General features: G+C 69.2%; 24 protein-coding genes. 14 read left to right on the plus strand and 10 right to left on the minus strand.

The window, feature by feature from the left end; all coding sequences use genetic code 11:
* Window positions 1–16 precede the first annotated feature (16 nt).
* Window positions 17–955 (minus strand): dihydrodipicolinate synthase family protein, encoded by a 939-nt coding sequence (locus ACCD11_RS11770; RefSeq protein WP_007829002.1) that lies wholly within the window; start codon window positions 953–955, stop codon window positions 17–19.
* A gap of 113 nt (window positions 956–1,068) precedes the next feature.
* Between ACCD11_RS11770 and ACCD11_RS11775 the strand changes: the two genes are divergently transcribed.
* A complete protein-coding gene (locus ACCD11_RS11775) occupies window positions 1,069–2,004 on the plus strand; it encodes a LysR family transcriptional regulator (protein ID WP_413313980.1) in 936 nt (311 codons plus the stop codon).
* A 139-nt stretch (window positions 2,005–2,143) separates the two neighbouring features.
* On the opposite strand, the gene ACCD11_RS11780 is transcribed toward ACCD11_RS11775, so the two are convergent.
* Window positions 2,144–2,815, minus strand: coding sequence for an RraA family protein (locus ACCD11_RS11780; protein ID WP_007829004.1), 672 nt, complete (start codon window positions 2,813–2,815; stop codon window positions 2,144–2,146).
* An 18-nt stretch (window positions 2,816–2,833) separates the two neighbouring features.
* Window positions 2,834–4,060 carry an aspartate transaminase gene (locus ACCD11_RS11785; protein ID WP_413313981.1) on the minus strand — a complete coding sequence of 409 codons (1,227 nt, stop codon included), beginning with the start codon at window positions 4,058–4,060 and terminating at the stop codon, window positions 2,834–2,836.
* A gap of 136 nt (window positions 4,061–4,196) precedes the next feature.
* Between ACCD11_RS11785 and nac the strand changes: the two genes are divergently transcribed.
* The 12 genes from nac (at window position 4,197) to ACCD11_RS11845 (ending at window position 14,277) form a co-directional block, all read left to right on the plus strand.
* Window positions 4,197–5,135, plus strand: a complete 939-nt coding sequence (gene nac, locus ACCD11_RS11790) for a nitrogen assimilation transcriptional regulator NAC (protein WP_413313983.1) — start codon at window positions 4,197–4,199, stop codon at window positions 5,133–5,135.
* A 113-nt stretch (window positions 5,136–5,248) separates the two neighbouring features.
* A complete protein-coding gene (locus tag ACCD11_RS11795) occupies window positions 5,249–5,683 on the plus strand; it encodes an acetyl-CoA carboxylase biotin carboxyl carrier protein (RefSeq protein ID WP_413313984.1) in 435 nt (144 codons plus the stop codon).
* A gap of 13 nt (window positions 5,684–5,696) precedes the next feature.
* Window positions 5,697–7,049, plus strand: coding sequence for an acetyl-CoA carboxylase biotin carboxylase subunit (accC, locus tag ACCD11_RS11800; RefSeq protein WP_413313985.1), 1,353 nt, complete (start codon window positions 5,697–5,699; stop codon window positions 7,047–7,049).
* Window positions 7,046–7,717 (plus strand): 5-oxoprolinase subunit PxpB, encoded by a 672-nt coding sequence (pxpB, locus tag ACCD11_RS11805; RefSeq protein WP_007829010.1) that lies wholly within the window; start codon window positions 7,046–7,048, stop codon window positions 7,715–7,717. The genes accC and pxpB overlap by 4 nt, the downstream gene beginning before the upstream one ends.
* The gene (locus ACCD11_RS11810) at window positions 7,714–8,694 is read left to right on the plus strand and encodes a biotin-dependent carboxyltransferase family protein (RefSeq protein WP_413313986.1); all 981 of its coding nucleotides are present in this window, start codon (window positions 7,714–7,716) and stop codon (window positions 8,692–8,694) included. Before pxpB ends, ACCD11_RS11810 begins: the two co-directional genes overlap by 4 nt.
* Window positions 8,695–8,988: 294 nt before the next feature.
* Window positions 8,989–9,387 carry an acetyl-CoA carboxylase biotin carboxyl carrier protein gene (locus tag ACCD11_RS11815; protein ID WP_413313987.1) on the plus strand — a complete coding sequence of 133 codons (399 nt, stop codon included), beginning with the start codon at window positions 8,989–8,991 and terminating at the stop codon, window positions 9,385–9,387.
* Window positions 9,388–9,408: 21 nt separating this feature from the next.
* Entirely contained in the window at window positions 9,409–10,173 is a 765-nt protein-coding gene (locus ACCD11_RS11820; protein WP_413313988.1) for a LamB/YcsF family protein, read from the plus strand.
* Between the two features lie 169 nt (window positions 10,174–10,342).
* On the plus strand, window positions 10,343–11,095 hold the full coding sequence (locus tag ACCD11_RS11825; protein ID WP_042672747.1) for an SDR family NAD(P)-dependent oxidoreductase: 753 nt from the start codon (window positions 10,343–10,345) through the stop codon (window positions 11,093–11,095).
* Window positions 11,096–11,133: 38 nt separating this feature from the next.
* On the plus strand, window positions 11,134–11,835 hold the full coding sequence (locus ACCD11_RS11830; RefSeq protein WP_007829015.1) for an amino acid ABC transporter permease: 702 nt from the start codon (window positions 11,134–11,136) through the stop codon (window positions 11,833–11,835).
* Window positions 11,836–11,847: 12 nt separating this feature from the next.
* Complete coding sequence (locus ACCD11_RS11835) at window positions 11,848–12,606, plus strand: amino acid ABC transporter permease (protein ID WP_007829016.1); 759 nt, start codon at window positions 11,848–11,850, stop codon at window positions 12,604–12,606.
* Window positions 12,607–12,656: 50 nt separating this feature from the next.
* Window positions 12,657–13,391 (plus strand): amino acid ABC transporter ATP-binding protein, encoded by a 735-nt coding sequence (locus tag ACCD11_RS11840; protein WP_413313989.1) that lies wholly within the window; start codon window positions 12,657–12,659, stop codon window positions 13,389–13,391.
* Window positions 13,392–13,434: 43 nt separating this feature from the next.
* Window positions 13,435–14,277, plus strand: a complete 843-nt coding sequence (locus tag ACCD11_RS11845; protein WP_413313990.1) for an ABC transporter substrate-binding protein — start codon at window positions 13,435–13,437, stop codon at window positions 14,275–14,277.
* A gap of 104 nt (window positions 14,278–14,381) precedes the next feature.
* On the opposite strand, the gene ACCD11_RS11850 is transcribed toward ACCD11_RS11845, so the two are convergent.
* Complete coding sequence (locus ACCD11_RS11850) at window positions 14,382–14,621, minus strand: hypothetical protein (RefSeq protein WP_413313991.1); 240 nt, start codon at window positions 14,619–14,621, stop codon at window positions 14,382–14,384.
* A 259-nt stretch (window positions 14,622–14,880) separates the two neighbouring features.
* Window positions 14,881–15,672 carry a fumarylacetoacetate hydrolase family protein gene (locus tag ACCD11_RS11855; RefSeq protein ID WP_413313993.1) on the minus strand — a complete coding sequence of 264 codons (792 nt, stop codon included), beginning with the start codon at window positions 15,670–15,672 and terminating at the stop codon, window positions 14,881–14,883.
* A 196-nt stretch (window positions 15,673–15,868) separates the two neighbouring features.
* Between ACCD11_RS11855 and ACCD11_RS11860 the strand changes: the two genes are divergently transcribed.
* The gene (locus tag ACCD11_RS11860) at window positions 15,869–16,771 is read left to right on the plus strand and encodes a DMT family transporter (protein WP_413313994.1); all 903 of its coding nucleotides are present in this window, start codon (window positions 15,869–15,871) and stop codon (window positions 16,769–16,771) included.
* 23 nt (window positions 16,772–16,794) lie between these two features.
* Here ACCD11_RS11860 and ACCD11_RS11865 read toward each other — a convergent pair whose 3' ends face one another.
* The 5 genes from ACCD11_RS11865 to ACCD11_RS11885 form a co-directional block, all read right to left on the minus strand.
* On the minus strand, window positions 16,795–17,337 hold the full coding sequence (locus ACCD11_RS11865; protein WP_007828037.1) for an Rrf2 family transcriptional regulator: 543 nt from the start codon (window positions 17,335–17,337) through the stop codon (window positions 16,795–16,797).
* Window positions 17,338–17,359: 22 nt separating this feature from the next.
* Window positions 17,360–18,058, minus strand: coding sequence for a Bax inhibitor-1/YccA family protein (locus ACCD11_RS11870; protein ID WP_413313995.1), 699 nt, complete (start codon window positions 18,056–18,058; stop codon window positions 17,360–17,362).
* Window positions 18,059–18,233: 175 nt separating this feature from the next.
* A complete protein-coding gene (locus ACCD11_RS11875; RefSeq protein WP_413313996.1) occupies window positions 18,234–18,551 on the minus strand; it encodes a hypothetical protein in 318 nt (105 codons plus the stop codon).
* A gap of 113 nt (window positions 18,552–18,664) precedes the next feature.
* Window positions 18,665–20,875: a YccS family putative transporter gene (gene yccS / locus ACCD11_RS11880; protein WP_413313997.1), complete on the minus strand. Its 2,211-nt coding sequence runs from the start codon at window positions 20,873–20,875 to the stop codon at window positions 18,665–18,667.
* A gap of 48 nt (window positions 20,876–20,923) precedes the next feature.
* Window positions 20,924–22,258, minus strand: coding sequence for an NUDIX hydrolase (locus tag ACCD11_RS11885; protein WP_413313998.1), 1,335 nt, complete (start codon window positions 22,256–22,258; stop codon window positions 20,924–20,926).
* Window positions 22,259–22,294 lie beyond the last annotated feature (36 nt).

Raw genomic sequence — 22,294 nt, forward strand, 5'->3', positions numbered from 1 at the left:
CCGCGGCCCCGTGGGCTCAGCGCTTCGAGAGGCCTGCCTGCTCGACGGCGGCGCGCAGCGCATCCATCTCGCGTGCATTCGGCGCCTCGGTGGGCGGGCGCACGGTGGCGTTGTCGAGCACGCCGGCCAGGAACATGCCGCCCTTCATGCGCGCATGCGCCTCGCCGGTCGGCTCGCCGCCGCCGTACACCGCGTCCTTCAGCGGCGTGATGAGTGCCTGCACCGCCATCGCCTTCTTCAGGTCGCCGGCCTTCACGGCGTTCCACAGGTCGATGATGAGTTGCGGTATGAAGGTCGCGAAGCCGACCAGCGCGCCGTCCACGCCTTGCACCATCGAGGCCAGCAGGTATTCGTCGTGGCAGGTCAGGATGGCCTTGGACGCATCGGCTTCGCGGATCGCCTGGATGTCGCGGGCGTACTTGTTCATGTCGCGCTGGCCCACCTTGAAGGCCTGCAGGTAGGGCAGGCGAGCCAGCTCCGCCAGCAGCTGCGACGAGTACGAGGCGCGCGTCCAGGCCGGATACACGTGGCAGACCAGGTCCAGCTCCGGCGCGGCGCGGTGGATGGCCTCGAAGTACTGCAGCGCATGGCCGGGCGTGAAGCCGAAGCGCAGCCAGTGGTGCGGCGGCATCACGTCGAGCGCCACCGCGCCTGCGGCCTGGGCGGCGCGGGCATGCTCGGCGGCCTCGGCCAGGCCTTCGCACACGATGGACGAGATCACCGGCATGCGGCCGCGCAGCTCGTCGGCCACGATGCGCGTCACCTCGGCGCGTTCGGAAGGCGTCAGCGAGAACACTTCGCCGGTGTGGCCGTTGGTCATGATTGCCACCACGCCGTCGTGCCCCGCGAGCCACGAGGCCAGCTTGCGCAGCGCGGGTTCGTCGATGCGGTGGTCGGCCGTGAAGGGGCAGGAAATGGCGGGAATGATCCCGCGATAATTCGCGATGGAAGGCATGCTGTGTCTCCGTGGTGGTTCAAGGTGCAGGAATGGGGTGCATCTTTTGCCGGCGGGGCATGGGCCGTCCAATACTCGAATCGCATACAACTATTCAACCGACCGCGCTGCGCATGGGCCCTGGCAACCGACCGCTCGACCTGGAATGGCTGGAAGATTTCATGGCCCTGGCCGAGTCCGGCAATTTCTCGCGTGCGGCACAGGCGCGCTCCATCGCGCAGCCCGCGTTCAGCCGGCACATCCGTTCGCTGGAGGAGTGGGTCGGCGTCGATCTGTTCGACCGCAGCGCACACCCGACGGCGCTCACGGCGGCGGGCAAGCGCTTCCAGCCCCTGCTGCAGGAAGTGCTGGCCGGCCTGCAGGCCGCGCGCATCAAGGCCCGCGCCGCGCACGACCTCGACGCAGCCAGCCTGAGCTTCGCAGCCACGCACGTGCTGTCGCTGACCTTCTTCCCGCGCTGGCTCGGCACTGTCGAATCGCGCCTGCACACGGGCCCGATCCAGACCGTCTCCGACAGTTCGTACGCCTGCGAAGACCTGATGCTGCAGCGCCGCGTGCAGTTCGTGCTGTGCCACGGCCATGCGGGCGCACCGGGGCGGCTCGACGAGGCGCAGTACCCGGTGCAGCGGTTGAGCGAAGACGTGCTGGTGCCGGTGTCCGCGGCGGACGCGAAGGGCGCGCCGCTGCACGTGCTCGGCACGGGCCGGTCGCCCGCCGTGCTGGCCTACAGCGAGGCCTCGGGCCTGGGGCGGATCATGCGGGCGATCCAGGACAGCGAGTTCGGCAAGGACTTCGCCGCGTCGCTGTCGGTGGTCTTCACGGCCCACCATGCCGCGCTGCTGCGCACCATGGCACTCGAGGGCCGCGGCCTCGCTTGGCTGCCGATGAGCCTGGTGGCGGAAGACCTGCGCAGCGGCGCGCTGGCCGATGCCGGTGCGGGCGGCTGGCGCGTGCCGGTGGACATCCGCCTGTACCGCCAGCAGGCGCAGATGGCGCCGGTGGCCGAGGCGCTGTGGAAGCTGGTCAGCGAGGGTGCCTCAGCTACCTGAGCCGCTGCTGCCAGCAACGCTTGAGACTGGCATGGCTTGTTCGGGGGACACCGTGGATCCGGCTTTGCCGGGCCACCGGTGTCGCCCCCGGTGAGGGGGGTGGCGCAGCGACACGAAGTGCGCAAAGCCTGGGGGAGGTCTAGTTCGCGCAGCGCGCTTCCAGCACGTCGAGGAACGAGCGGTCCCAGCGGCCCTCCTTCATCGCTAGGATCGTGCGCGCTTCCGTCTCCAGGTGCGCACGGGCCTTCTCGATCAGCAGCTCGGCCTCGTCGGGCGAGAAGGCCATCAGGCCGTCCTGGTCGCCCACCACGATGTCGCCCGGGTTCACGATCATGCCGCCCACCGACACCGGCACGTTGATCTCGCCGGGGCCGTCCTTGTACGGGCCGCGGTGGTTCACGCCGCGCGCGTACACCGGGTAGTCGCGCTCGCGGATCTCGGCCACGTCGCGCACGGCGCCGTCGAGCACCAGGCCCACGGTGCCGATGGTCGCGGCATAGAACGACAGGATGCCGCCGATGACCGCGTTCGTGACATCGCCGCCCGCGTCGATCACCAGCACGTCGCCGGGCCGGCAGAACTCGAAGGCGCGCATCGGCGTGAGGTTGTCGCCGCCGCGCGTCTTCACGGTCACGGCCGTGCCCGCCATGGTCTTGTGCCCGGGGCGGTGGTACGGCTGCAGGCCCACGCTGCCGATGTTGCGGTGCATGTTGTCGCTGAGCGCAGCCACCGGGATGTCGTGCAGCGCGGCGATGATGTGCGGCGCAGCCTGCGGGGCCGACGGGTTCTTGCGGATGGCTTTGTAGGGCATGGGTTCGTCCTTGTGAATTCAGTGCAGTGCAGCCACGGCGCGCGCGATGCGCTTGCAGCCTTCTTCGAGCGTCTCGATCGACGTGGCGATGGACAGGCGGAAGTACGGCGACAGGCCGTATGCGGTGCCCGCGACCAGGGCCACGCCCTCGCTTTCGAGCAGGTACATCACCACGTCGCCGTCTTCTACCAGGCGCTTGCCCTCGGGCGTGGTCTTGCCGATCAGGCCGCCGCAGTTGATGTAGAGGTAGAAGGCGCCGGGCGGCGTGGCGCAGCACAGGCCGGGAATGGCGTTGATGAGCGCCAGCGTGCGGTCGCGCCGCTGCCTGTACACGGCCACGCTCTCGGCCACGAAGCTCTGGTCGCCGTTCAGCGCGGCCGCGGCGGCTGCCTGGCTCACCGAGCAGCAGTTGCCGGTGGATTGCGACAGCAGCGTGTCCAGCGCCTTGATCAGGTCCACCGGCCCGGCCGCATAGCCGATGCGCCAGCCCGTCATCGCGTATGTCTTGGAGACGCCGTTCACGATCAGCGTGCGGTCGCGCAGCGCGGGCGCCTCCACGAGGATGTGGGGCGTCGTCTCGCCGTCGAAGCGGATGTGCTCGTAGATCTCGTCGGTCATCACCATCACGTGTGGATGGCGTTGCAGCACCTCGGCCAGTGCGCCGTATTCGGCCGCCGTGTAGCTGGCGCCGGTCGGGTTGCTCGGCGAGTTGATCAGCAGCCAGCGCGTGCGCGGCGTGATGGCCGCCTCCAGCTGCGCGGGCGTCAGCTTGAAGCCGTTCGCCTCGGGGCAGGCCGCGGTGACGGGCGTGCCCTCGCAGGCCAGCACCATGTCGGGGTACGACACCCAGTAGGGCGCGGGAATGATCACCTCGTCGCCCGGCTCCAGCGTGATGGCGAAGGCGTTGTAGATCGCGCTCTTCGCACCGCTGGTCGCGATGATCTCGTTCATCGCGTAGCGCAGGCCGTTCTCGCGCTCGAGCTTGGCGGCGATGGCTTCGCGCAGCTCCACCGTGCCCGCCATCAGCGTGTAGCGCGTGGCGCCGCGCTCGATGGCGGCGGCCGCGGCCTGGCGGATGTGGGGTGGCGTGTCGAAGTCGGGCTCGCCCACCACGAGGTTCACGATCGACTTGCCCTGCCTGCGCAGTTCGTTGGCGCGGTCGGCGGCCGAGGTGCTGGGCGAGGGCTTGATGCGCCGCACGCGGGCGGCAATGCGGGAGGCAACGTGGGAGGTGGTGGCTTGCATGGACCGAACGGTACGCACATCGATCGGGCGAGGCCAAGACGACTTTTCACTGGTCGTATAGGCGCAGCTTATGGTGAGTCCCCCTACCGGCCGCGCAGGGGCGGTGCTAGGCTTGGCTTTTGCTTGGGGACAAGGCGTGAACCTGCGACGCCTCAAATATTTCGTGAAGATCGTGGACATCGGCAGCCTCACGCAGGCCGCCGAAGTCCTTTTCATTGCCCAGCCCGCGCTGAGCCAGCAGCTGGCCACGCTCGAAGGCGAGGTGCGCCAGCAACTGCTGGTGCGCACCAAGCGCGGCGTGACACCTACCGAGGCCGGCAAGGTGCTGTACCGCCATGCGCAGATCATCCTGCGCCAGTGCGAGCAGGCCCGCGTCGACATGGAGGCGGCCGGCGAGGGGCTCTCGGGCCAGGTGTCGGTGGGCCTGGCGCCCGGCACAGCCGCATCGGCGCTGTCGCTGCCGCTGCTGCGCACCGTGCGCGCGCGCCACCCCGGCATCCTGCTGTACCTGAACGAGAACTACGGCACCACGCTGAGCGAACTCATCATGAACGGCCGCATGGACCTGGCCGTGCTCTATGGCGACAAGGCCATCCATGGCCTCACCTTCGTGCCGCTGCTCAAGGAGCCGCTGTTCCTGGTCGGGCCGGCCTCGATGCCGGTGCCCGCGCAGCCGGTGAAGCTGGCCGACCTGCGCGACATCGAGCTCTTTCTGCCGCGCCCGTACAACGTGGTGCGCAAGCTGGTCGACGCGGCCTTCGTGCGCGCCGGCATGGTGCCGCGCGTGGTGGCGGAGATCGAATCGGCCTTCACGCTCACGGCCGCCATTGCCGACGGGCTGGGCGCCACCATCCTGCCCGCGTCGATGGCGCGCGAGGTGGTCGCGAGCTGCGGAGCCTGGCAATTCCCCATCGTCGACCCGGTCATCGAGGCGCCGCTGGCGCTGTGCCAGTCCGACCACCTGCCGCTGTCCGAGCCCGCGCAGGCCGTGAAGGACATCCTGCTCGAACTCGTGGTCGACCTGGCCGGCAAGGTTGCGTCGACGCCCGAACCCGAGCTTGCCGCGCTGTCATAAGCCGGCCTTATCCCGGCACAGCCATTCCGTCTTGGGCTTTGTGTCCATGGCCCGTTACCTTTCATGCATGCCGTCACGCGTTCGCGGAACGCGTCGGCCACCACAGCCCCGGCATGAAGCAGGAACAGATCAAGACGCTCATCGACGCTTTGGCCGCATCGGACCTGGCGGAACTGGAGTTCAGCGAGAACGGCAGCACGCTGCGGCTGGTGAAGCTGTCGGCGCTGGCGGGCGCGTCCACTGCGCCGAGGCAGCCTGCCGCGCGCAGGGCGCCAAGGCACTCCCCCGAAGAAGCAGCGCCGATCGACGCTGCCGCTGCCGAATGCCTCGCCCCATTGCACGGCGTGGTGCACCTGCAGCCCGCGCCCGGCGAGCCGCCTTTCGTGCAGCCTGGGCAGGCCGTGGAAGCCGGCCAGCTGCTGTGCGTGATCGAGGCGATGAAGATGTTCAACGAGGTCCGCGCGGAGCGCGAGGGCACCGTGCGCCAGGTGCTCGTGCAATCGGGCCAGGAAGTGGAAGCGGGGCAGCCCCTGTTCCGCTTCGCATGAGGAGGCACGCGCGATGTTCGATACCGTGCTCATTGCCAACCGCGGCGAGATCGCCCTGCGCATCCAGCGCGCCTGCCGCGGGCTCGGCCTGCGCACCGTGGCCGTGCACTCCGAGGCCGACCGCGACGCGATGTACGTCGCGCAGGCCGACCAGGCGCTGTGCATCGGGCCGGCAGCGCCGGGCCTGAGCTACCTGAACCAGTCCGCGCTGCTGTTCGCCGCCGAGGTGAGCGGCGCGCAGGCGATCCATCCCGGCTACGGCTTTCTTTCGGAGAACGCGGGCTTCGCCGCACGCGTCGAGGAAGCGGGCCTCGTGTTCGTCGGGCCCAGTGCCGCCTGCATCCGCACGATGGGCGACAAGGTCTCGGCCAAGCGTGCGATGCGCAAGGCCGGCGTGCCCTGCGTGCCCGGTCCCGACGAAGGGCTGCCCGAGGACCCGGCCGCCGTGCTCGCCCTGGCGCGCGGCATTGGCTACCCGGTGATCGTGAAGGCCGCGGGCGGCGGCGGCGGGCGCGGCATGCGCGTGGTGCACGAGGAGGCCGCGCTGCTCGACGCCATGGCCCTTACGCGCGAGGAAGCGCGCCAGGCCTTCGGCAACCCCGAGGTCTACATCGAGAAGTTTTTGCTGCACCCGCGCCACGTCGAGATCCAGGTGCTGGCCGACAGCCATGGCAACGCCGTTTGGTTGGGCAGCCGGGACTGCTCGCTTCAGCGCCGCCACCAGAAGGTGATCGAAGAGGCGCCCGCGCCCGGCATCGACGACGCGCTGATGGCCGAAGTGGGCGAGCGCTGCGCGGCCGCGTGCCGCCAGATCGGCTACTGCGGCGTGGGCACCTTCGAGTTTCTCTACGAGAAGGGCGCCTTCTATTTCATCGAGATGAACACCCGCCTGCAGGTCGAGCATCCGGTGACCGAGATGACCACCGGCATCGACATCGTGCAGCAGCAGCTGCGCATGGCGCGCGGCGAGCGCCTCTTGCTCGCGCAGGCCGACGTGCGCTGCCAGGGCCACGCCATCGAGTGCCGCATCAATGCCGAGAACCCCGACACCTTCGCGCCCGCGCCCGGCCGCATCACCGGCTGGCAGGTGCCCGGTGGCTTCGGCGTGCGCGTCGATTCGCACGCGGGCACCGGCTACCGCGTGCCGCCGTACTACGACTCGATGATCGCCAAGCTCATCGTGCACGGCGACACCCGCGCCGATGCGCTCGACCGCATGCGCCTTGCGCTGGCCGAGACGCGCATCGAAGGCATTGCCACCAACGTGCCGCTGCACCGCGCGCTACTGCGCGACGAGGGCTTTGCCGCGGGCGGTGTCGACATCCACCACCTCGAACGCTGGCTGCAGCAAAGGAGCGCGGCGTGAGCGCACAGACATCTTCGACCTCGCCGTCCACCAGCCTGCTGGGCACCACCGCGCTGCTGTTCGAAGCGCCCGGCGACATGAGCCTGCCTTCGCAACAGCGCATCTGGGCGCTGGCCCGCGAGGCCGAGACCTGGCCCGAAGTGCGGGAGGCCGTGCCGGGCATGAACAACCTGATGCTCACCTTCACGCGTGCGCCGCGCCACCTCGATGCGCTGCGCACGCGCCTGTGCGACGCCTGGGACTCTGCTACTGCCTTGCCGCGCGAAGGCCGCGTGGTCGAGCTCCCGGTGGTCTACGGCGGCGAAGGCGGCCCGCACATGGCCGACGTGATGGCGCACACGGGCCTGGGCATCGATGCCGTCGTCGAGCTGCACAGCGCGCCGCTCTACCCGGTGTATGCGCTCGGCAGCCATCCCGGCTACTGCTACCTGGGCGGCATGGACCCGCGCATCGCGACGCCGCGGCGCAAGGTGCCCGTGCTGAGCATCCCGGGCGGTGCGGTGTCGATCGGCGGCGCGCAGACCGGCGTGTCGGCCTCGGCCGGCCCCAGCGGCTGGAACACCATCGGCAGCACCTCGATGGTGTTCTTCGATCCGGCGCAGGACCCGCCCGCCATGCTGCAGCCGGGCGACATGATCCGCTTCCGTGTGGAGGGCATCGTCCGATGATCGAGATCCTTTCCTCGGCCGCGCTCGCCACCGTGCAGGACCTGGGGCGCACCGGCAGCCTGCGCTGGGGCGTCGGCACCTCCGGCGCCATGGACAACCTCGCGCTGGCCGCGGGCAACCTGCTGCTGGGCAACGAACTGGGTGCCGCCGCGGTCGAGGTGCCGGTGTTCCCGTTCAAGGTCCGTTTCGCCGAGGATTGCGCGTTCGCACTCACGGGCGCCGACTGCGCCGCCCGCCTCGACGACCAACCGCTGCTGCCCTGGTGGGTGCACCAGGCGCGCGCCGGCCAGGTGCTCACGCTGGGCCTGCCGCAAGGCGGCGCGCAGCGCGGCAGCCGCGCCGTGCTGTGCGTGGCTGGAGGCATCGACGTGCCCGAGGTACTGGGCTCGCGCAGCACGCAACTGCGCGGTGCCTTCGGCGGGCACGAGGGACGCGCGCTGCGCCGAGGCGATGTGCTTCGCGCAGCGGCCACGGGCAGCACTTTCCGTACCGGCTTCGGCCTGGTGCCGCCTGCGATCGCGCTGCCGCTGGAGCGCGACGGCGTCGCGGCCGTGCGCGTGCTGCCCGCCGCCGAGTACATGGCTTTCGAGCCGGCCTCGCGCGAGGCCTTCTGGGCCGGCGAATGGAAAATCACCCCGCAAAGCGACCGCTACGGCTACCGCCTCGAAGGCGAGCCGCTGCGTCCCATCGCGCCGATGGAACTGCGCTCGCACGGCATCGTCCCCGGCGTCATCCAGGTGCCTCACAGCGGCCAGCCGATCATCCAGATGCGCGACGCCCAACCGTCAGGCGGCTACCCCAAGTTCGGCACCGTGATCGAGGCCGACATGTGGCGCCTCGGCCAGGCGCCCATCGGCAGCCGCATGCGCTTCATCGAAACCACGTGGGACGAGGCGCTGGACGCGCTCGACGAAGTGCGCGCCTGGCTCGACAAGGTGGCGCGCGTGGTGGAGCTGCATCGGAGTGCGCCTCGATGAAAAGCTGTCTTTCTGTTCGTCGTGCTGCTTGTTCGGGGCGCGCTCACGCCGACGGGGTACCTTGCTCCGCGAATGTCCCCCGCCCTTCGGGCTCCTCCTTTATTTCGCTGCGCAAGGCCCCCCGCCGGCGTGAGCGTTCGGCAGAGCGGTTGAACGGCCAGCACAAGCAGAGCGCCCATCGTGCACAGGGCACCGGGTGCTCCCCGCAGCGAAATAAAGGAGGAGCCGAAGGCGGGGGACATTCGCGGAGGGGAGTGCCCGGTGGCCTGTGCACGCACCCCCGAAGGAACTGACATGCAGGACACCGCACTCCGCATCCCGCAACTGGCCGCTTGGCTGTCCGGCACCGACATCGGCCTGCTCGAACTGCGTACGCCCGAGGGCACGCTGCGCCTCGGCCGGCTGGGCGACAGCATCGTTGAACTGCCGGTGGAAGAAGCAGAGGAGCCGGAACTCCTGCCGATCCATGCCCCCTCGCTCGGCGTGTTCCTGCACAGCCACCCGCTGGCCGCCGCACCGCTGGTGCGCATCGGCCAGCGCGTGGAGGTCGGCCAAACCCTCGGCCTGCTGAAGATCGGCCCATTGCTGCTCTCCGTGACCGCACCGCAGCCCGGCATCGTCGAAAACATCCCTGTGGACGATGGCGCCACGGTCGGCTACGGCACGCCGCTGGTCGACCTGCACCCCCTCTGAAAAGACGTGAAGGACACTCCCATGGACATCGACCTGAACGCCGACCTTGGCGAAGGCTTCGGCCCCTGGCGCATGGGCGAGGACGAAGCCCTGCTGGACATCGTCTCCTCCGCCAACGTGGCCTGCGGCTTCCACGCGGGCGACCCGGTCATCATGGACCGCACCGTTCGCATGGCGCTCCAGCGTGGCGTCGATGTGGGCGCGCACGTGGGCTTTCCCGACCTGATGGGTTTCGGCCGCCGGCAGATGCAGATCGAGACGAAGGAACTGGTGGCCTGCGTGCTCTACCAGCTCAGCGCACTCGATGGCATGGCCCGCACCGCCGGCCACCGCATGACGCACATGAGCTTCCACGGCGCGCTCGGCAACATGGCCGCCGCCGACGCCGCGCTGGCCGATCCGCTGGTGCGCGCCGTGGCCGACTTCGACCCCACGCTCACCGTCAGCACCTCGGCCAGCCGTGCCATCGAAGGGGCCGCCGAACGCTGCGGCCTGCGCGTGCGCACCACCTTCCTGGCCGACCGCGCCTGTGGCGACGACGGCCTGCTGGTGCCGCGCAAGCTGCCCGGCGCCGTGATCCACGACCGCGACGCGGTGCTGGCGCGCGTGCGCCAGCTGCTCGAAGAAGGCATCGTCACCAGCGTCACCGGCAAGAAGATCCCGATGCGCGTGCATTCGATCCTGCTGCACGGCGATACCCCCGGCGCGGTGGAGCTGGCGCGCGCCGTGCGCGGCGTGGTCGAGCAGGCGGGGCGCGTGGTGCCGATCTCCAGGCAATCGATCTGACGAGGCGCAAGGGCACGAACATGGTGCTTACCCTTAGTCATATGCACGGATGCCGGGCGACATAAGGGCGGCTTATCTCTCCACAGCCATTCCGTCTTGGCGCCGCGCACGGGCGCTGGCTACAGTGAATTCCAGGCAGACGTCTGCCGTCTCAATGAAAGAACACAACATGCCGTTTTCCGACTACAAGACCGCGCTGGTGACGGGAGCCTCGTCGGGCATCGGCGCCGCCGTGGTCGAGCGCCTCAGCAAGGAAGGCCTGCAGGTGCATGCACTCGCGCGCAGCGCCGACAAGCTGGCCGACCTGGCCGCGCGCACCGGCTGCGTGCCGCACGCCATCGATGTGAGCGATCTCGCGGGCGTCACGCGTCTCGCGCAGGAGATCGAGTTCGACGTGCTGGTCAACAACGCCGGCGTGGACCGCCCGGGTTCCATCCTCAAGGCCGACGCCGAAGGCATCGACCTGCTGGTAGACGTCAACCTGCGCGCCGTATTGCACCTGTGCCGGCTCGTGGTGCCCGGCATGGCCGCGCGCGACCGCGGCCACGTGGTCAACATCAGCTCCATCGCCGCGGCCTACAACTTCGGCGGCAACAGCACCTACCACGCGACCAAGGCGGCGGTGAGCATGCTGTCGCGCCAGCTGCGCATCGACTGCTTCGGCAAGCGCGTGCGCGTCACCGAGATCTGCCCGGGGCGCGTGGCCACCGACATCTTCGCGCACGTGCACGGCGACTCCGAGGACACCTACAAGCGCTTCGTCGAGGGCTTCGAGCTGCCGCAGGCCGAGGACATCGCCAACGCCATCGCCTTCGCCATTGCGGCGCCCATCGCGGTGAACGTGGGCCACATGGAAATCACGCCCACGCTGCAGGTGCCCGGCGGCCTGTCGACCACCCGGCCGGAAGCGCCGCAGGCCTGAGCGGCAGCAGCCCCGGCAGCCACGCAAAGGAACAGCCCATGAAGGACTTCGACCTGCTGGCGATCCTGCTGAAACCGGAGTTCGGCGCCATGCTGCTGCACGGCCTGCAGGAGACGCTGAAGATCGCCGCGGGCTCGTGGCTGCTCGCCATGACCATGGCCATCGTGCTGCTGGTGGTGCGGCTCACGCCGAACCGCATCGCAGAGCGCGTGGTGGCCGGCTACGTCTCCTACCACCGCAACGTGCCCACGCTGGTGCAGCTCATGTTCTGGTACTTCGGCATCTTCAGCCTGCTGCCCGATGCGCTGCAGGGCTGGCTGTCGGTGCACAACGCCGAGCGGCTGCTGTCGATCGTCGCGCTCGGGCTGTGCCAGGCCGCGTATTTCAGCGAAGACATGCGCTCCGGCCTGCGCGCCATTCCCGCCGGGCAGGCCGAGGCGGCGCGTGCGCTGGGCCATGGCTACATCGGCTCGATGCGCCACGTGATGCTGCCGCAGGCCATCCGCAACGCGGTGCCGGCGCTGGTCAACCACAGCGTGTCGCTCTTCAAGAACAGCAGCCTGGCCATGGCCATCGGCGTGGCCGAGCTGACGCATGCGGTGAAGGAGATCGAGAGCCAGAGCTTTCGCACCTTCGAGGCCTACAGCGTCGCGACGGTGCTGTACCTGCTGTGCTCGCTGATCATCATGGCCGTGGGCGGATGGCTGGCGCGGCGCTACCGCATCGCCGGCGCAAGGTAAGCGAGGACCCCGATGTACAGCGTCTACGAAATTCTTCGCGACAACTGGCTGCTGTTGCTGGTCGGGCAGTACCCCACCGGCCCGCTCGGCGGCATCGTCGCCACGCTGATCCTGTCGGTGCTCGGCATCGTGCTGGCCTTTCCGCTGTCGGTGCTGCTCGCGCTGGCGCGGCTGTCGCCCTGGCGGTTGCTGAACTGGCCCGCTGCGGTGCTGGTGTACGTCGTGCGCGGCGTGCCGCTGCTGATGGTGATCCTGTGGGTCTACTTTCTCGTGCCGATCCTTATCGGGCGGGACGTGTCGGGCTTCACCACCATGCTGTGCACGCTGGTGATCTACGAAGGCGCCTACCTCTCGGAGGTGGTGCGCGCCGGCATCCAGTCGCTGCCCAAGGGCCAGGGCGAGGCGGCGCGCGCACTGGGCCACAGCCACCTGGGCACCATGTGGTACGTGATCCTGCCGCAGGCGCTCTACAACATGCTGCCGAGCATGCTGAGCCAGTTCATCTCCACCATCAAGGAGACCACGCTGGGCTACGTGATCAACGTGCAGGAGCTCACCTTCGCGGCCAACCAGATCAACAACCAACTGCTGACCAAGCCGTTCCAGGTGTTCTTCATCCTGGCGATGACCTACTACGTCGTGTGCTTCAGCCTCACGCAGCTTGCGCAATGGCTGGAGCGGCGCATTGCGCACAAGCGGCTCGGCGCCGTGGCGGTGAAGTCCACCGAAGACGGCGCGCCGCTCCCGACCCCGGTGGTGACGCAGCCATGACGCCCGTTCCACACCCCGCAGGGCAACCAGTGCCCGCCAAGGACGACACCATGATCCTGTTCTCAGACATCAACAAGTGGTACGGCGACTACCAGGCGCTGGCCGACATCAACGCCGAGGTGAAGAAGGGCGAGGTCGTGGTGGTCTGCGGACCCTCGGGCTCCGGCAAGTCCACGCTGATCCGCACCGTGAACCGGCTGGAGGAAGTGAAGTCGGGGAAGCTGCTGTTCGACGGCCACGACATCCATGCGCCCATGAGCAGCAAGGCCCTGAACAAGCTGCGCAGCCGCATCGGCTTCGTGTTTCAGAGCTTCAACCTGTTCCCGCACCTGTCGGTGCTGGAGAACATCATGCTCTCGCCGATGCGCGTGCTCGGCGTGAAGCGCGCCGACGCGAAGGCCAAGGCCGGGCAGCTGCTCGAACGCGTCGGCCTGTCGAACAAGGCGGGCGCGTACCCGGCGCAGCTGTCGGGGGGGCAGCAGCAGCGCGTGGCGATTGCCCGCGCGCTGGCGATGGAGCCGCCCGCCATGCTGTTCGACGAGCCCACCAGCGCGCTCGACCCCGAGATGGTCGGCGAGGTGCTGTCGGTGATGCGCGGGCTGGCGCACGACGGCATGACGATGATGTGCGTCACGCACGAAATGAACTTCGCCCGCGAGGTGGCCGACCGCGTCTGGTTCATGGACGCGGGGCGCATCCTCGAGAAGGCCGACCCCGTCACTTTCTTCGGCAGTCCGCAGCATCCGCGCGCGCAGCGCTTCCTGTCGGACCTGCGTGCGCACTGAGCCCCCACCCGCGTTTCCCTTCGCAATCTCCCAGGAGTCCACCATGTCGAACAAGACCGTCTTCCGCCTCGCCGCCATCGGCGCCTGCCTCGCCGCGTCGTCCCTGCTGGCGCATGCCGACCAGTGGAGCGACATTGCCCAGCGCAAGGAGCTCAAGTGCGGCACTTTCGCCGACGTTCCCCCGTTCGCCGCACCCGACCCGAAGACGCGCGAGATGGTGGGCCACGACGTCGACCTGTGCAATGCGCTCGCCAAGGAGCTCGGCCTCACCGCCAAGGTCACGCCGCTGTCGGTGGAGGCGCGTGTCCCTGAAGTGAAGCTCGGCCGCGTCGACGTGACCATCGCCAACCTGGCCTACACCAAGAGCCGCGGCGAGCAGATCCAGTTCAGCGACCCGTACTACGTGGCCAAGGAAATGCTGGCCGTCAAGGCCTCCGATCCCGGCACGGCCAAGGCCGACTTCAAGGGCAAGCGCCTGAGCTCGACCAAGGGCTCCACCTCCGAGCTGTCGATCAAGATGAACGGCTCGGAACCGGTCACGTTCCAGGACACGGGCTCGGCCTTCATGGCGGTACAGCAGAACAAGTCGGTCGGCATGGTCGCCAACACCATGACCATCACCAAGCTGGTCAACCAGTCGAAGACCGAAGGCGTAGCGCTGAAGATGATCAAGGACCCGATGGTGCTGCAGCCCATCGGCATCGGCATGAAGAAGGACGAGCCCGCGCTGCTGGCCAAGGTGAACGGCGCGCTCTATGCGCTGGAGAAGTCGGGCGAACTCGACCGGATCTGGGCCAAGTGGCTGGGACCGAACACCGAATACAAGATGGTGCGCGAGGAGAAGGTCACGCCGCTGGCTGACCTGAAATTCGAACTTCTGCCTTGATCTAAGCTGTGAGGGTTCAGGGAGCGCTCACGCCGATGGGGACATTCGCGAAGGGGAGTACCCGGTGGCCTGTGCACGCGTCCTGAACAAGAGCACAAGAGCACTCAGTCGCAGTTGGTGAAACGGCTGGGTTGCTGCGTCTGCGGATTCCGCGGCTGGTAGCCCTGTATGTTCTGCAGCAGCGTGCTCGTCGGGTTCGAGCCGACGTTGCCGAAGCCGTTGAACTGGATCTGGAACATCAGCCGCGTGTCCGGCGTCGTGCGGCCCGATACCGAGCGCTCGAGCACGACGCGCCCGACCCAGCAGCAGGCGTTGTACTCAGCGCCGATCAGGCTGTCCGACATCGCGCGGTCGTGCAGGCTGTAGCTCAGCCGCCCCACCGCATACCAGCGCCCGGGGTCGCCGTCTCGGACAGGAACGCGGCGCGGTGAGCGGTCGATAGCTGCCGAAGCGCGGCGCGGTCCATGCGGCCAGTCGCCGCTCAGGTGGCTTGCGGAGGCTGGGACATGGCGGCTCGGGAGATGCGGGAACCCCGATGATCCGCATCGATCCGGCAGGAAAAATGGTCCCGCGGCTCCCGCGCCGGCACCTCTCCCGCAGCCCTCAGACGATCCGCACCGACAGCTCCGGCAGTCGGTCGATGTGGATCTCGATCAGGTCGCCGCGCACCACCGGCCCGACGTTCTCCGGCGTGCCCGAGTAGATGATGTCGCCCGGCTTGAGCTCGAAGGCTTGCGACAGCCGGCTGATCTGCTCGGCCACCGACCAGATCATGTGCCTGAGCGTGGCGTTCTGCTTCGTCTGCCCGTTCACCTTGAGCCAGATCGCGCCATCGGTGAAGTGCCCGACCTTCGTCACCGGGTGGATCGGGCCGACGGGCTCCGAGTGGTCGAAGCTCTTGCCGATTTCCCAGGGCTTCTTCTGGTCGCCCATCTCGCGCTGCAGGTCGCGGCGCGTCATGTCGAGGCCGAGCGAATAGCCGTACACGTGGTCCAGCGCCGAGCTCGCCGGGATGTTGCGCCCGCCCTTGCCCAGCGCCACCACCAGCTCCACTTCGTAGTGGTAGTTCTTCGTGAGCGTGGGGTAGGGGTGGTCGGCCACCACGCCCGGCGTCACGACCTGGATCGCGTCGGCCGGTTTCTGGAAGAAGAAGGGTGGCTCGCGGCTCGGGTCCGAACCCATCTCGCGCGCATGCGCCTCGTAGTTGCGGCCGATGCAGTAGATGCGGCGCACCGGAAAGACCTGCTCGCTGCCGACGATCGGGATGGTCGATGCGGCGATGTCGAACGGCGTTGCCGCCGCGCGGCCGGCCCCGGCGGGCAGCGCGCAACCTGCGATGGCGCCCGTGGCCATGGCAGCAGAACCGGCCAGCAGGCCGCGACGGGAAGTGATCATGAGCGTCTCCTTGGTTTTATGGAATGCGGGTGCCGTGCCCGTCTGTTGCGTCGAGCATTTCCGATCTCCGGTGACGAATGGGCGTTGACGGTTTTTTTTCAAAGGCGGCTGGCAACTGTTTCCTTGTTAAAAGCATATCCAATCCGCGCGGGACGTGGCACGCTTGCTCCTTCTTTCTACCGTTCGGAACCGAGACATGCAGACGCAGTTGCGCGGCGCGCTGGAGATGAGCGTGGCCATGGTGATTTCCGGAACCATCGGATGGTTCGTCGTGCGCTCGGGCCAGCCATTGCCCGACCTGCTGTTCTGGCGCTGCGTGTTCGGCGCGGCGACGCTGCTGGTCGTGTGCCTCGCGCTGGGCCTGCTGCGGCGCGGCCTGACGGTGCGCAGCTTTGCTCTGGCCGCACTCGGCGGCGTGGCGCTGGTCGTCAACTGGGTGCTGATCTTCGCGGCCTTCTCGCATGCGTCGATCTCGATCGCCACGGCGGTCTACAACACGCAGCCCTTCATGCTGGTCGCGCTCGGCGCGCTGCTGCTGTCGGAGCGGCTGACCGCGATGAAGGCCATCTGGCTGTGCATCGCGTTCGCCGGCGTGGTGCTGGTGGCGCAGGCCAAGTCCGGCGGTGGTGCCGACGGTTCCTCTTACTTGATCGGCGTGCTCATGGCGCTGGGCGCGGCCTTCTGCTACGCGGTGGCCGCCATCGTCGCGAAGAAGCTCGACGGCATCGCGCCGCACCTCATCGCACTGATCCAGGTCTGCGTGGGCATCGTGCTGCTCGCGCCCTTCGCGCACCTGAAGACGCTGCCCGCCGACGCCGCCACCTGGGGCGTGCACCTGACGATGGGCGTGGTCTACACGGGGTTGGTGTTCGTGCTGCTGTACGGCGCACTGCAGAAGCTCTCGACGCCGGTGGCGGGCGCGCTGTCGTTCATCTATCCGCTGGTGGCCATTGGCGTCGACTACGTCGCCTTCGGCCAGCGGCTGGGCGCGCTGCAGCTGGTGGGCGCAGCGGCCATTTTGATCGCGGCGGCGGGCATGACCTTCGGATGGACCCTGCCGGGCCTGCCGCGGCGCTTGCCAGCTGCCGAAGAGCGCTGAACCGGGAAGCCGCCGCGACGCCGTCAGCTGGCGCCTTGCTGGCGCCGTCCCAGTGCGAACACCGAGTTCGGCGCGTCGACGACAAAAGGCTTGCGCGTGGACGGCTGGCCGGACGGCGTGCGCCGGCTGTCGCTGCGTGCCGCGGCCTGCACGCCCTTGGCCTTCTGCTCGTCGACCAGGCTTTGCAGCGAGATCGACCTGAGGAACTCGACCGCCCGCAGGTTCACGGTGGCCCAGAGCTCGTCGATTTCGCAGCGGCCGGCCTCGCCCGGCGCGTCGGCATTGCGCCGGCGGGAGGATTCCGCATCGTGTTCCTCGATCGAGAGGACGATGTCGGCCACGGAAATCTCCGCCGCCTTGCGGCTCAGAGAGTACCCGCCGCCCGGGCCGCGGGTCGATTCGACGAGGCCGGCGCGGCGCAGCTTGCCGAACAGCAGCTCCAGGTAGGACAGCGACACGCGCTGGCGCAGGCTGATCGAGGCCAGCGTGACGGGGCCCGAACGGCCGTGCAGAGCGATGTCGATCATCGCGGTGACCGCGAAGCGGCCCTTGGTGGTGAGGCGCATGTCAGTTCTCCTTTTCGGGGGATTACTCGTCGCGGCCGCCGGCGATGCCCAGCAGGGCCAGCAGCGACTGGAAGACGTTGTAGATGCTGAGATACACACCCAGCGTGGCGGAGATGTAGTTGGTTTCCAGGCCGTCCTTCACGCGCTTGAGGTCGTGCAGGATGAAAGCCGAGAAGATGCCGATGGCCAGGACCGACAGCGTCATCATCAGCGCGCTCGACTGGATGAAGAAGTTGGCGATGCCCGCCACCAGCAGCCCGATCGCGCCGATGAAGAGCCACTTGCCCATGGAAGACAGGTCGCGCTTGATGACCGACGACAGCGTGGCCATGCCGAAGAAGATCGCGCCGGTGCCGGCGAACGCCGTCATCACCAGGCTCGCGCCGTTGGCCAGGCCGAGCACCGAGCCGACGAGGCGCGACAGCATCAGTCCCATGAAGAATGTGAAGGCCAGCAGCACCGGCACGCCGGCGGCCGATTCCTTGGTCTTCTCGATGGCGTACATGAAGCCGAAGGCGCCGCCGAGGAACACCATCAGGCCGATGCCCGGCGACATGGCGCGCGACAAGCCGGTGGCAACGCCGATCCAGGCGCCGAGCACGGTGGGCACCATCGACAGCGCGAGCAGCCAGTAGGCGTTGCGCAGGACGCGGTTGCGCTCCTGCGGCGATGCGAGGGGCAGATCGATGCTGTCGTGATGGGCGATAGGGCTGTTGTTCATTGTGTGGATTCCTTGAAGCCGGACCTGTGCCGGCTGCGCGCAATGGCGCGTGCAGTGGCGGCGCAGGGCCTGAAAATGAGAGGTGTCGTTGCCGCGATGCGGGTACCGCATGGGGCGGGCCCGGATCGCAAGGGCGGGAGCCATGGCGGCTCCCGGTCGCGCAGGCTTTGGGGGCCTAGGCGACGAAGGCAGCGGCCCGGGGTGGCCGCTTGGGTCGCGCGAGGAACGGCGAGACGGTGGTGGTCAGGCCGAGCTTCGGCGGCTGTTCCGTGAAGCGCAGCAGCGCGGGAGCGTCGTTGCGCGCGTTGACCAGTTCGGCGTGTTCGGAACCGGCCTCGTCGAGGGAAAGGGCATCGTCCGAGGCCTCATCGGCAGCCCCTGCCGGAGCGTCGGAGAGCGCCACGACCAGCGTGGCGGCCTGCGGCTCGCCGTGCGAATGGCCGGCACCGATCATGCTGTGCGCAAGCACGGCAAAGCCGTAACAGGACAACATGATGGAGAGGACAGCAGCGGCAAACCAGCGGGACATGTAGGGGCAATTTTACCTGCCGCGGTTTGCGGCGCTCGCCACGGGGGTTTCAACCGACCGGATCGCATGGATGTTCGTCAGGCCGGCGCGGCCGTGGTTTCGCTGCCTTCGGACTGCAGCCATTCGCGCGCGTGGGTGCGCAGGGCGTCGATCTGCAGCCAGATCAGGCCGAGTTCGGTGTGAAGGGTTCGCGCCTGCGGGTCGTTGCTGGTGGCGACGGCCTGCGCCAGTGCGGCCCGCGCGGCAGGCTCCGCGGCGGCATCGCCCGGCGCCTCGATCAGGCCCTTCTCCAGCCCGGCCGCCAGCCCTTCGAGCGCCGCGATCGCTCCTTCCGCCGCCGTTTGCAGCAGTGCCATCTGCGCCGAGTCGGGCAGCGCCGCGCGGTGGGCGCCCAGGGCCGAGAGGTAGCTCAGCAGCGTGTGCGAGCGGATCAGGAAGCGCAGCGCCACCCCCGCGCGCGGCCGCACATAGCCCGGCTCGCGGAACATGTCCGACACCGCCGTGGACAGCGCCGCGTCCGCGTTGTGGTCGTTGCGCCGCGCCAGCCGGTAGTCGAGGTGGTCGCGCGCGCCGGTGCGGTACTGGCCGACGATCTGCCGCAGGTAGCCGGCATGGCCGCGCATCGCGGCTGCGGCCAGTTCATTGATGCGCCGCGCCTGCCAGTGCGGCAGCACCAGCAGCACGGCCAGCCCGGCGATCGCGCTGCCGATGGCGGTGTCGACCAGCCGCGGCACCAGCAGCACGCCGCTGTCGCCGACCTGGTTGAAGCACATCAGCACCAGCAGCGTCATCGATGCTGTGGCCAGCAGATAGCGCGTGGCGCGGGTCGCGAAGAACAGCACGCCGGCAGCCACCGCGATCACCGACTGCACCAGCGGCTGCGGAAACAGCTGCAGCAGCGCCCATCCGGCCACCACGCCGAGCGCGGTGCCGGCGATGCGCTGCCCCATGCGCGAAATGGTGTCGCCGTAGGTCTGCTGGCAGACGAACAGCGTGGTCAGCAGGATCCAGTATCCCTGCGCCGGGTGGATGGCGCGCATCACCCCGTAGCCCGCAACCAGCGCGATCGACAGCCGCAGCGCGTGGCGAAAGAGCGGAGAGCGCGTCGTGAGCTGCCGCCGCACGCGCTCGACCGCATCGCGCCACGAGCGCGGCGAGCGGTCGAACAGGCCCATCTCGGTACGGCCCGCGCGCGCCGACGGCTGGCTGGCACCCGCGAGCTGGCCGTCGAGCAGCGCGAGGTTGCGCGCCAGTGCCTCGACCGATGCCAGCAGCGCCAGCCCCGCGGGCGTGTCGGCCCGCGCACGCTCGTGCTCGATGGCGCTGCGCAGGTCGGCCAGCGCCTGCACGGTCTCCGGAGCGACCTCGAAGGGTTCGCGCCGCGCGATCGAATCGGCCAGCCGCTGGCAGGCCAGCCCCTGCAGGCCCAGCACGCGCTGGCAGCGGTAGAGCAGGTCGCTGTGGAAGAAGGCATCGGCCAGCGCGTTGTAGTCGTCGTGCGAGGAGCTGGCGCGCTCGTGCACGTCCTGCGCGATCAGGTAGAGCCCGCGGTAGCGCGAGAGCCGGCCGGTCGGCGCGCGCGCGCCGATGCGCAGGAAGATGCTTTCCTTCGCGGCGTTGAGCTCCGCCACCACCTCGGCATTGAGCTGCGCGAGCGCGAGCCGCTTGCGCTCGATGTCGATGCCGCGCAGCGGCTCGAACAGCGAGGCCTTGAAGCGCACGAAGCTGCCCAGCACCGTGAACAGCGTCACCAGCCGCGCCTGCACCGGCTGCGCCGGAAAGGCCGCGCACCACAGCACCGAGAACACGCCGTACCAGGCCGCGCCGGCCAGCAGCAGCAAAGGCTCGCGCCCGCGCTGCACCACGCCGTGCGCGCCCAGGTTCTCGATGCCGAGCGTGGCGTACATCGCGAGGATCAGCGTCGCGTACGCGATCGCCTTGTAGCGCGCTCCCACCGCACCGAGCATCGTGAGGCAGAAGGCCGCGAGCGCCAGCCCGGCGATGAACAGCAGCGGCAGGCCGAACGCCGCCTCGACCGCGAACGCGATGGCGGCGAAGCAGCCCAGCGTGACCACCTGCGCGCGCAGCCGGCCGCGCCAGCTGTCATCGGTCTCGGCAAGCGCGCTGGCGATGGCGCCGAGGAACAGCGGGATCACCGCATCGGGATGGCCAGTCCAGGCGCAGCCCGCCATGAGGCTGCCGAGGGTGAGAAGAATGCGCACGGGCTGCGCGCGGGAAGCGAAGGACCGCAGCCGCTGGCGCAGCGCGTCGGGAGACAGGGGAAGCATGGGGTCGATCTTGCACGATGCATGCCACCGCCATGTGGCACTCCGCCGCTAGGGGGTGGGCCGGCTGCGCAGGAAGCCGTGGCGCAGCGCGATCCACCTGGCCTGGCCGTCGTCGGCCGCGGGGCCGGCGTCGAGGCCCGCGAGCAGCATCCGGTCTTCGACCTGCAGGAACTGGCAGGTCGGCGCGCCGCCGGTGCCGGGCAGCACGCGCAACGTGGCATCGCCGAGATCGATCTGCTCGCCCGGTGCGGGCGATGCGATAGATGCATCGGGCCAGGCCTCGCGCAAGGCCTGCTTCTCTTCTTCGGTCGTTGCCTGCGTCGACAGGAGCCATCTCACCCGGCCAGGTGCCGCCGCGACGAGGGCCGCGAGATGCCCGGGGCTCGCGGGCAGCGCGTCGACCAGTGCGCAATCGCCGCCCGCGACGCCCACGAAATAGCTGTGCGCCAGCGCGCCCGATGCATCGGCCTCGCCCGTGACCCGCAAGACCCGCGCCGACAGCCGCATCACCAGTCCGGCCTCGTGCGCATAGCGGCCGCCGCCCTTGCCGTCCGGATCGACGTGCCCGACTTCCTCGTACGCCGGCTCTTCCATGTTCACTGGCCGCCGGCCCGCGGGACCGTCCGCCAGCCGCGGCATGACGCGCGGGATGTGCGTCAGGCCGCGCGCATGGGTCATGAGTTCGGCCGTGCTTGCGAAATGCGCGAGCTGTTCGAGGATGCGGCGCGTCACGTTCATCAGCTTGAGCCCGCGCGCGGGCGCCACGGCCTCGGCCGGCCGCAGCCACATGTGCTCGACCGTTTCGCGCCCGTCGGGCCGCACGCTCTGCGCCTCGGGCATCGGCGCGAGAAAGAAGCGGGTGTCGAAGCGGCGCGGCATGCCCGGCGGCGTGAGCCAGTGGGTGAAGTAGGCGAGCCGGTCGGCCGCGAGCTGCCAGCCGTGCCGGTCGCACAGCGAAATCAGCGCGTCGGTGCCTTGCTCCGCCTCGTCGCGCATGGCGGCGAGTTGCGCGGGCGGCAGCTTGTCGAGCGCCACCAGCCGGCCCGTGCCGTCGGTCGCGAACAGCACGCCGGCTTCCTCGAAGCATTCGCGGATCGCGGCCGCGTAGTAGTCGAGGCCGCCCTGCGGCACCGCGAGGCGTTCGCTCGCCGCGCTGTCGTCCAGGCCGCCGCAGTGCCCGTGCAGGCTGCGGTCGTGCGCGTCGATCACGCCGCCCGGAAACACGCTGGCACCGCTGTTCTGGTCGTCGGCCTTCTCGGCCCGCCGCAGCATCAGCACCTCGAGCCCGTGGCTGCCGTCGCGCAGGACGATGAGGGTGGCGGCCGTGCGCACGGGGCGCGGCGAAGCGGGGCGTGGCGTGGCGTCGGAGGTGCTGGCGGTCATGCGCACATTGTCGCGCCGGCGGCTGCTGCGAAGGCG

Origin of the sequence: Variovorax sp. Varisp36 (assembly GCF_047304235.1) — a bacterium.
Lineage (GTDB): Bacteria > Pseudomonadota > Gammaproteobacteria > Burkholderiales > Burkholderiaceae_C > Variovorax.

Bases quoted from the DNA above. Each gene is read 5' to 3' on its own strand.
- ACCD11_RS11815 (WP_413313987.1), top strand. From the start codon at position 8,989: ATGCAGGACACCGCACTCCGCATCCCGCAACTGGCCGCTTGGCTGTCC.
- ACCD11_RS11835 (WP_007829016.1), top strand. From the start codon at position 11,848: ATGTACAGCGTCTACGAAATTCTTCGCGACAACTGGCTGCTGTTGCTG.
- ACCD11_RS11865 (WP_007828037.1), bottom strand. From the start codon at position 17,337: ATGCGCCTCACCACCAAGGGCCGCTTCGCGGTCACCGCGATGATCGAC.
- ACCD11_RS11770 (WP_007829002.1), bottom strand. From the start codon at position 955: ATGCCTTCCATCGCGAATTATCGCGGGATCATTCCCGCCATTTCCTGC.
- ACCD11_RS11810 (WP_413313986.1), top strand. From the start codon at position 7,714: ATGATCGAGATCCTTTCCTCGGCCGCGCTCGCCACCGTGCAGGACCTG.
- ACCD11_RS11820 (WP_413313988.1), top strand. From the start codon at position 9,409: ATGGACATCGACCTGAACGCCGACCTTGGCGAAGGCTTCGGCCCCTGG.
- accC (WP_413313985.1), top strand. From the start codon at position 5,697: ATGTTCGATACCGTGCTCATTGCCAACCGCGGCGAGATCGCCCTGCGC.
- yccS (WP_413313997.1), bottom strand. From the start codon at position 20,875: ATGCTTCCCCTGTCTCCCGACGCGCTGCGCCAGCGGCTGCGGTCCTTC.
- ACCD11_RS11795 (WP_413313984.1), top strand. From the start codon at position 5,249: ATGAAGCAGGAACAGATCAAGACGCTCATCGACGCTTTGGCCGCATCG.
- ACCD11_RS11830 (WP_007829015.1), top strand. From the start codon at position 11,134: ATGAAGGACTTCGACCTGCTGGCGATCCTGCTGAAACCGGAGTTCGGC.
- ACCD11_RS11870 (WP_413313995.1), bottom strand. From the start codon at position 18,058: ATGAACAACAGCCCTATCGCCCATCACGACAGCATCGATCTGCCCCTC.
- ACCD11_RS11860 (WP_413313994.1), top strand. From the start codon at position 15,869: ATGCAGACGCAGTTGCGCGGCGCGCTGGAGATGAGCGTGGCCATGGTG.
- ACCD11_RS11855 (WP_413313993.1), bottom strand. From the start codon at position 15,672: ATGATCACTTCCCGTCGCGGCCTGCTGGCCGGTTCTGCTGCCATGGCC.
- ACCD11_RS11825 (WP_042672747.1), top strand. From the start codon at position 10,343: ATGCCGTTTTCCGACTACAAGACCGCGCTGGTGACGGGAGCCTCGTCG.
- ACCD11_RS11850 (WP_413313991.1), bottom strand. From the start codon at position 14,621: ATGTCGGACAGCCTGATCGGCGCTGAGTACAACGCCTGCTGCTGGGTC.
- ACCD11_RS11840 (WP_413313989.1), top strand. From the start codon at position 12,657: ATGATCCTGTTCTCAGACATCAACAAGTGGTACGGCGACTACCAGGCG.
- ACCD11_RS11885 (WP_413313998.1), bottom strand. From the start codon at position 22,258: ATGACCGCCAGCACCTCCGACGCCACGCCACGCCCCGCTTCGCCGCGC.
- ACCD11_RS11785 (WP_413313981.1), bottom strand. From the start codon at position 4,060: ATGCAAGCCACCACCTCCCACGTTGCCTCCCGCATTGCCGCCCGCGTG.
- ACCD11_RS11845 (WP_413313990.1), top strand. From the start codon at position 13,435: ATGTCGAACAAGACCGTCTTCCGCCTCGCCGCCATCGGCGCCTGCCTC.
- ACCD11_RS11875 (WP_413313996.1), bottom strand. From the start codon at position 18,551: ATGTTGTCCTGTTACGGCTTTGCCGTGCTTGCGCACAGCATGATCGGT.
- ACCD11_RS11775 (WP_413313980.1), top strand. From the start codon at position 1,069: ATGGGCCCTGGCAACCGACCGCTCGACCTGGAATGGCTGGAAGATTTC.
- ACCD11_RS11780 (WP_007829004.1), bottom strand. From the start codon at position 2,815: ATGCCCTACAAAGCCATCCGCAAGAACCCGTCGGCCCCGCAGGCTGCG.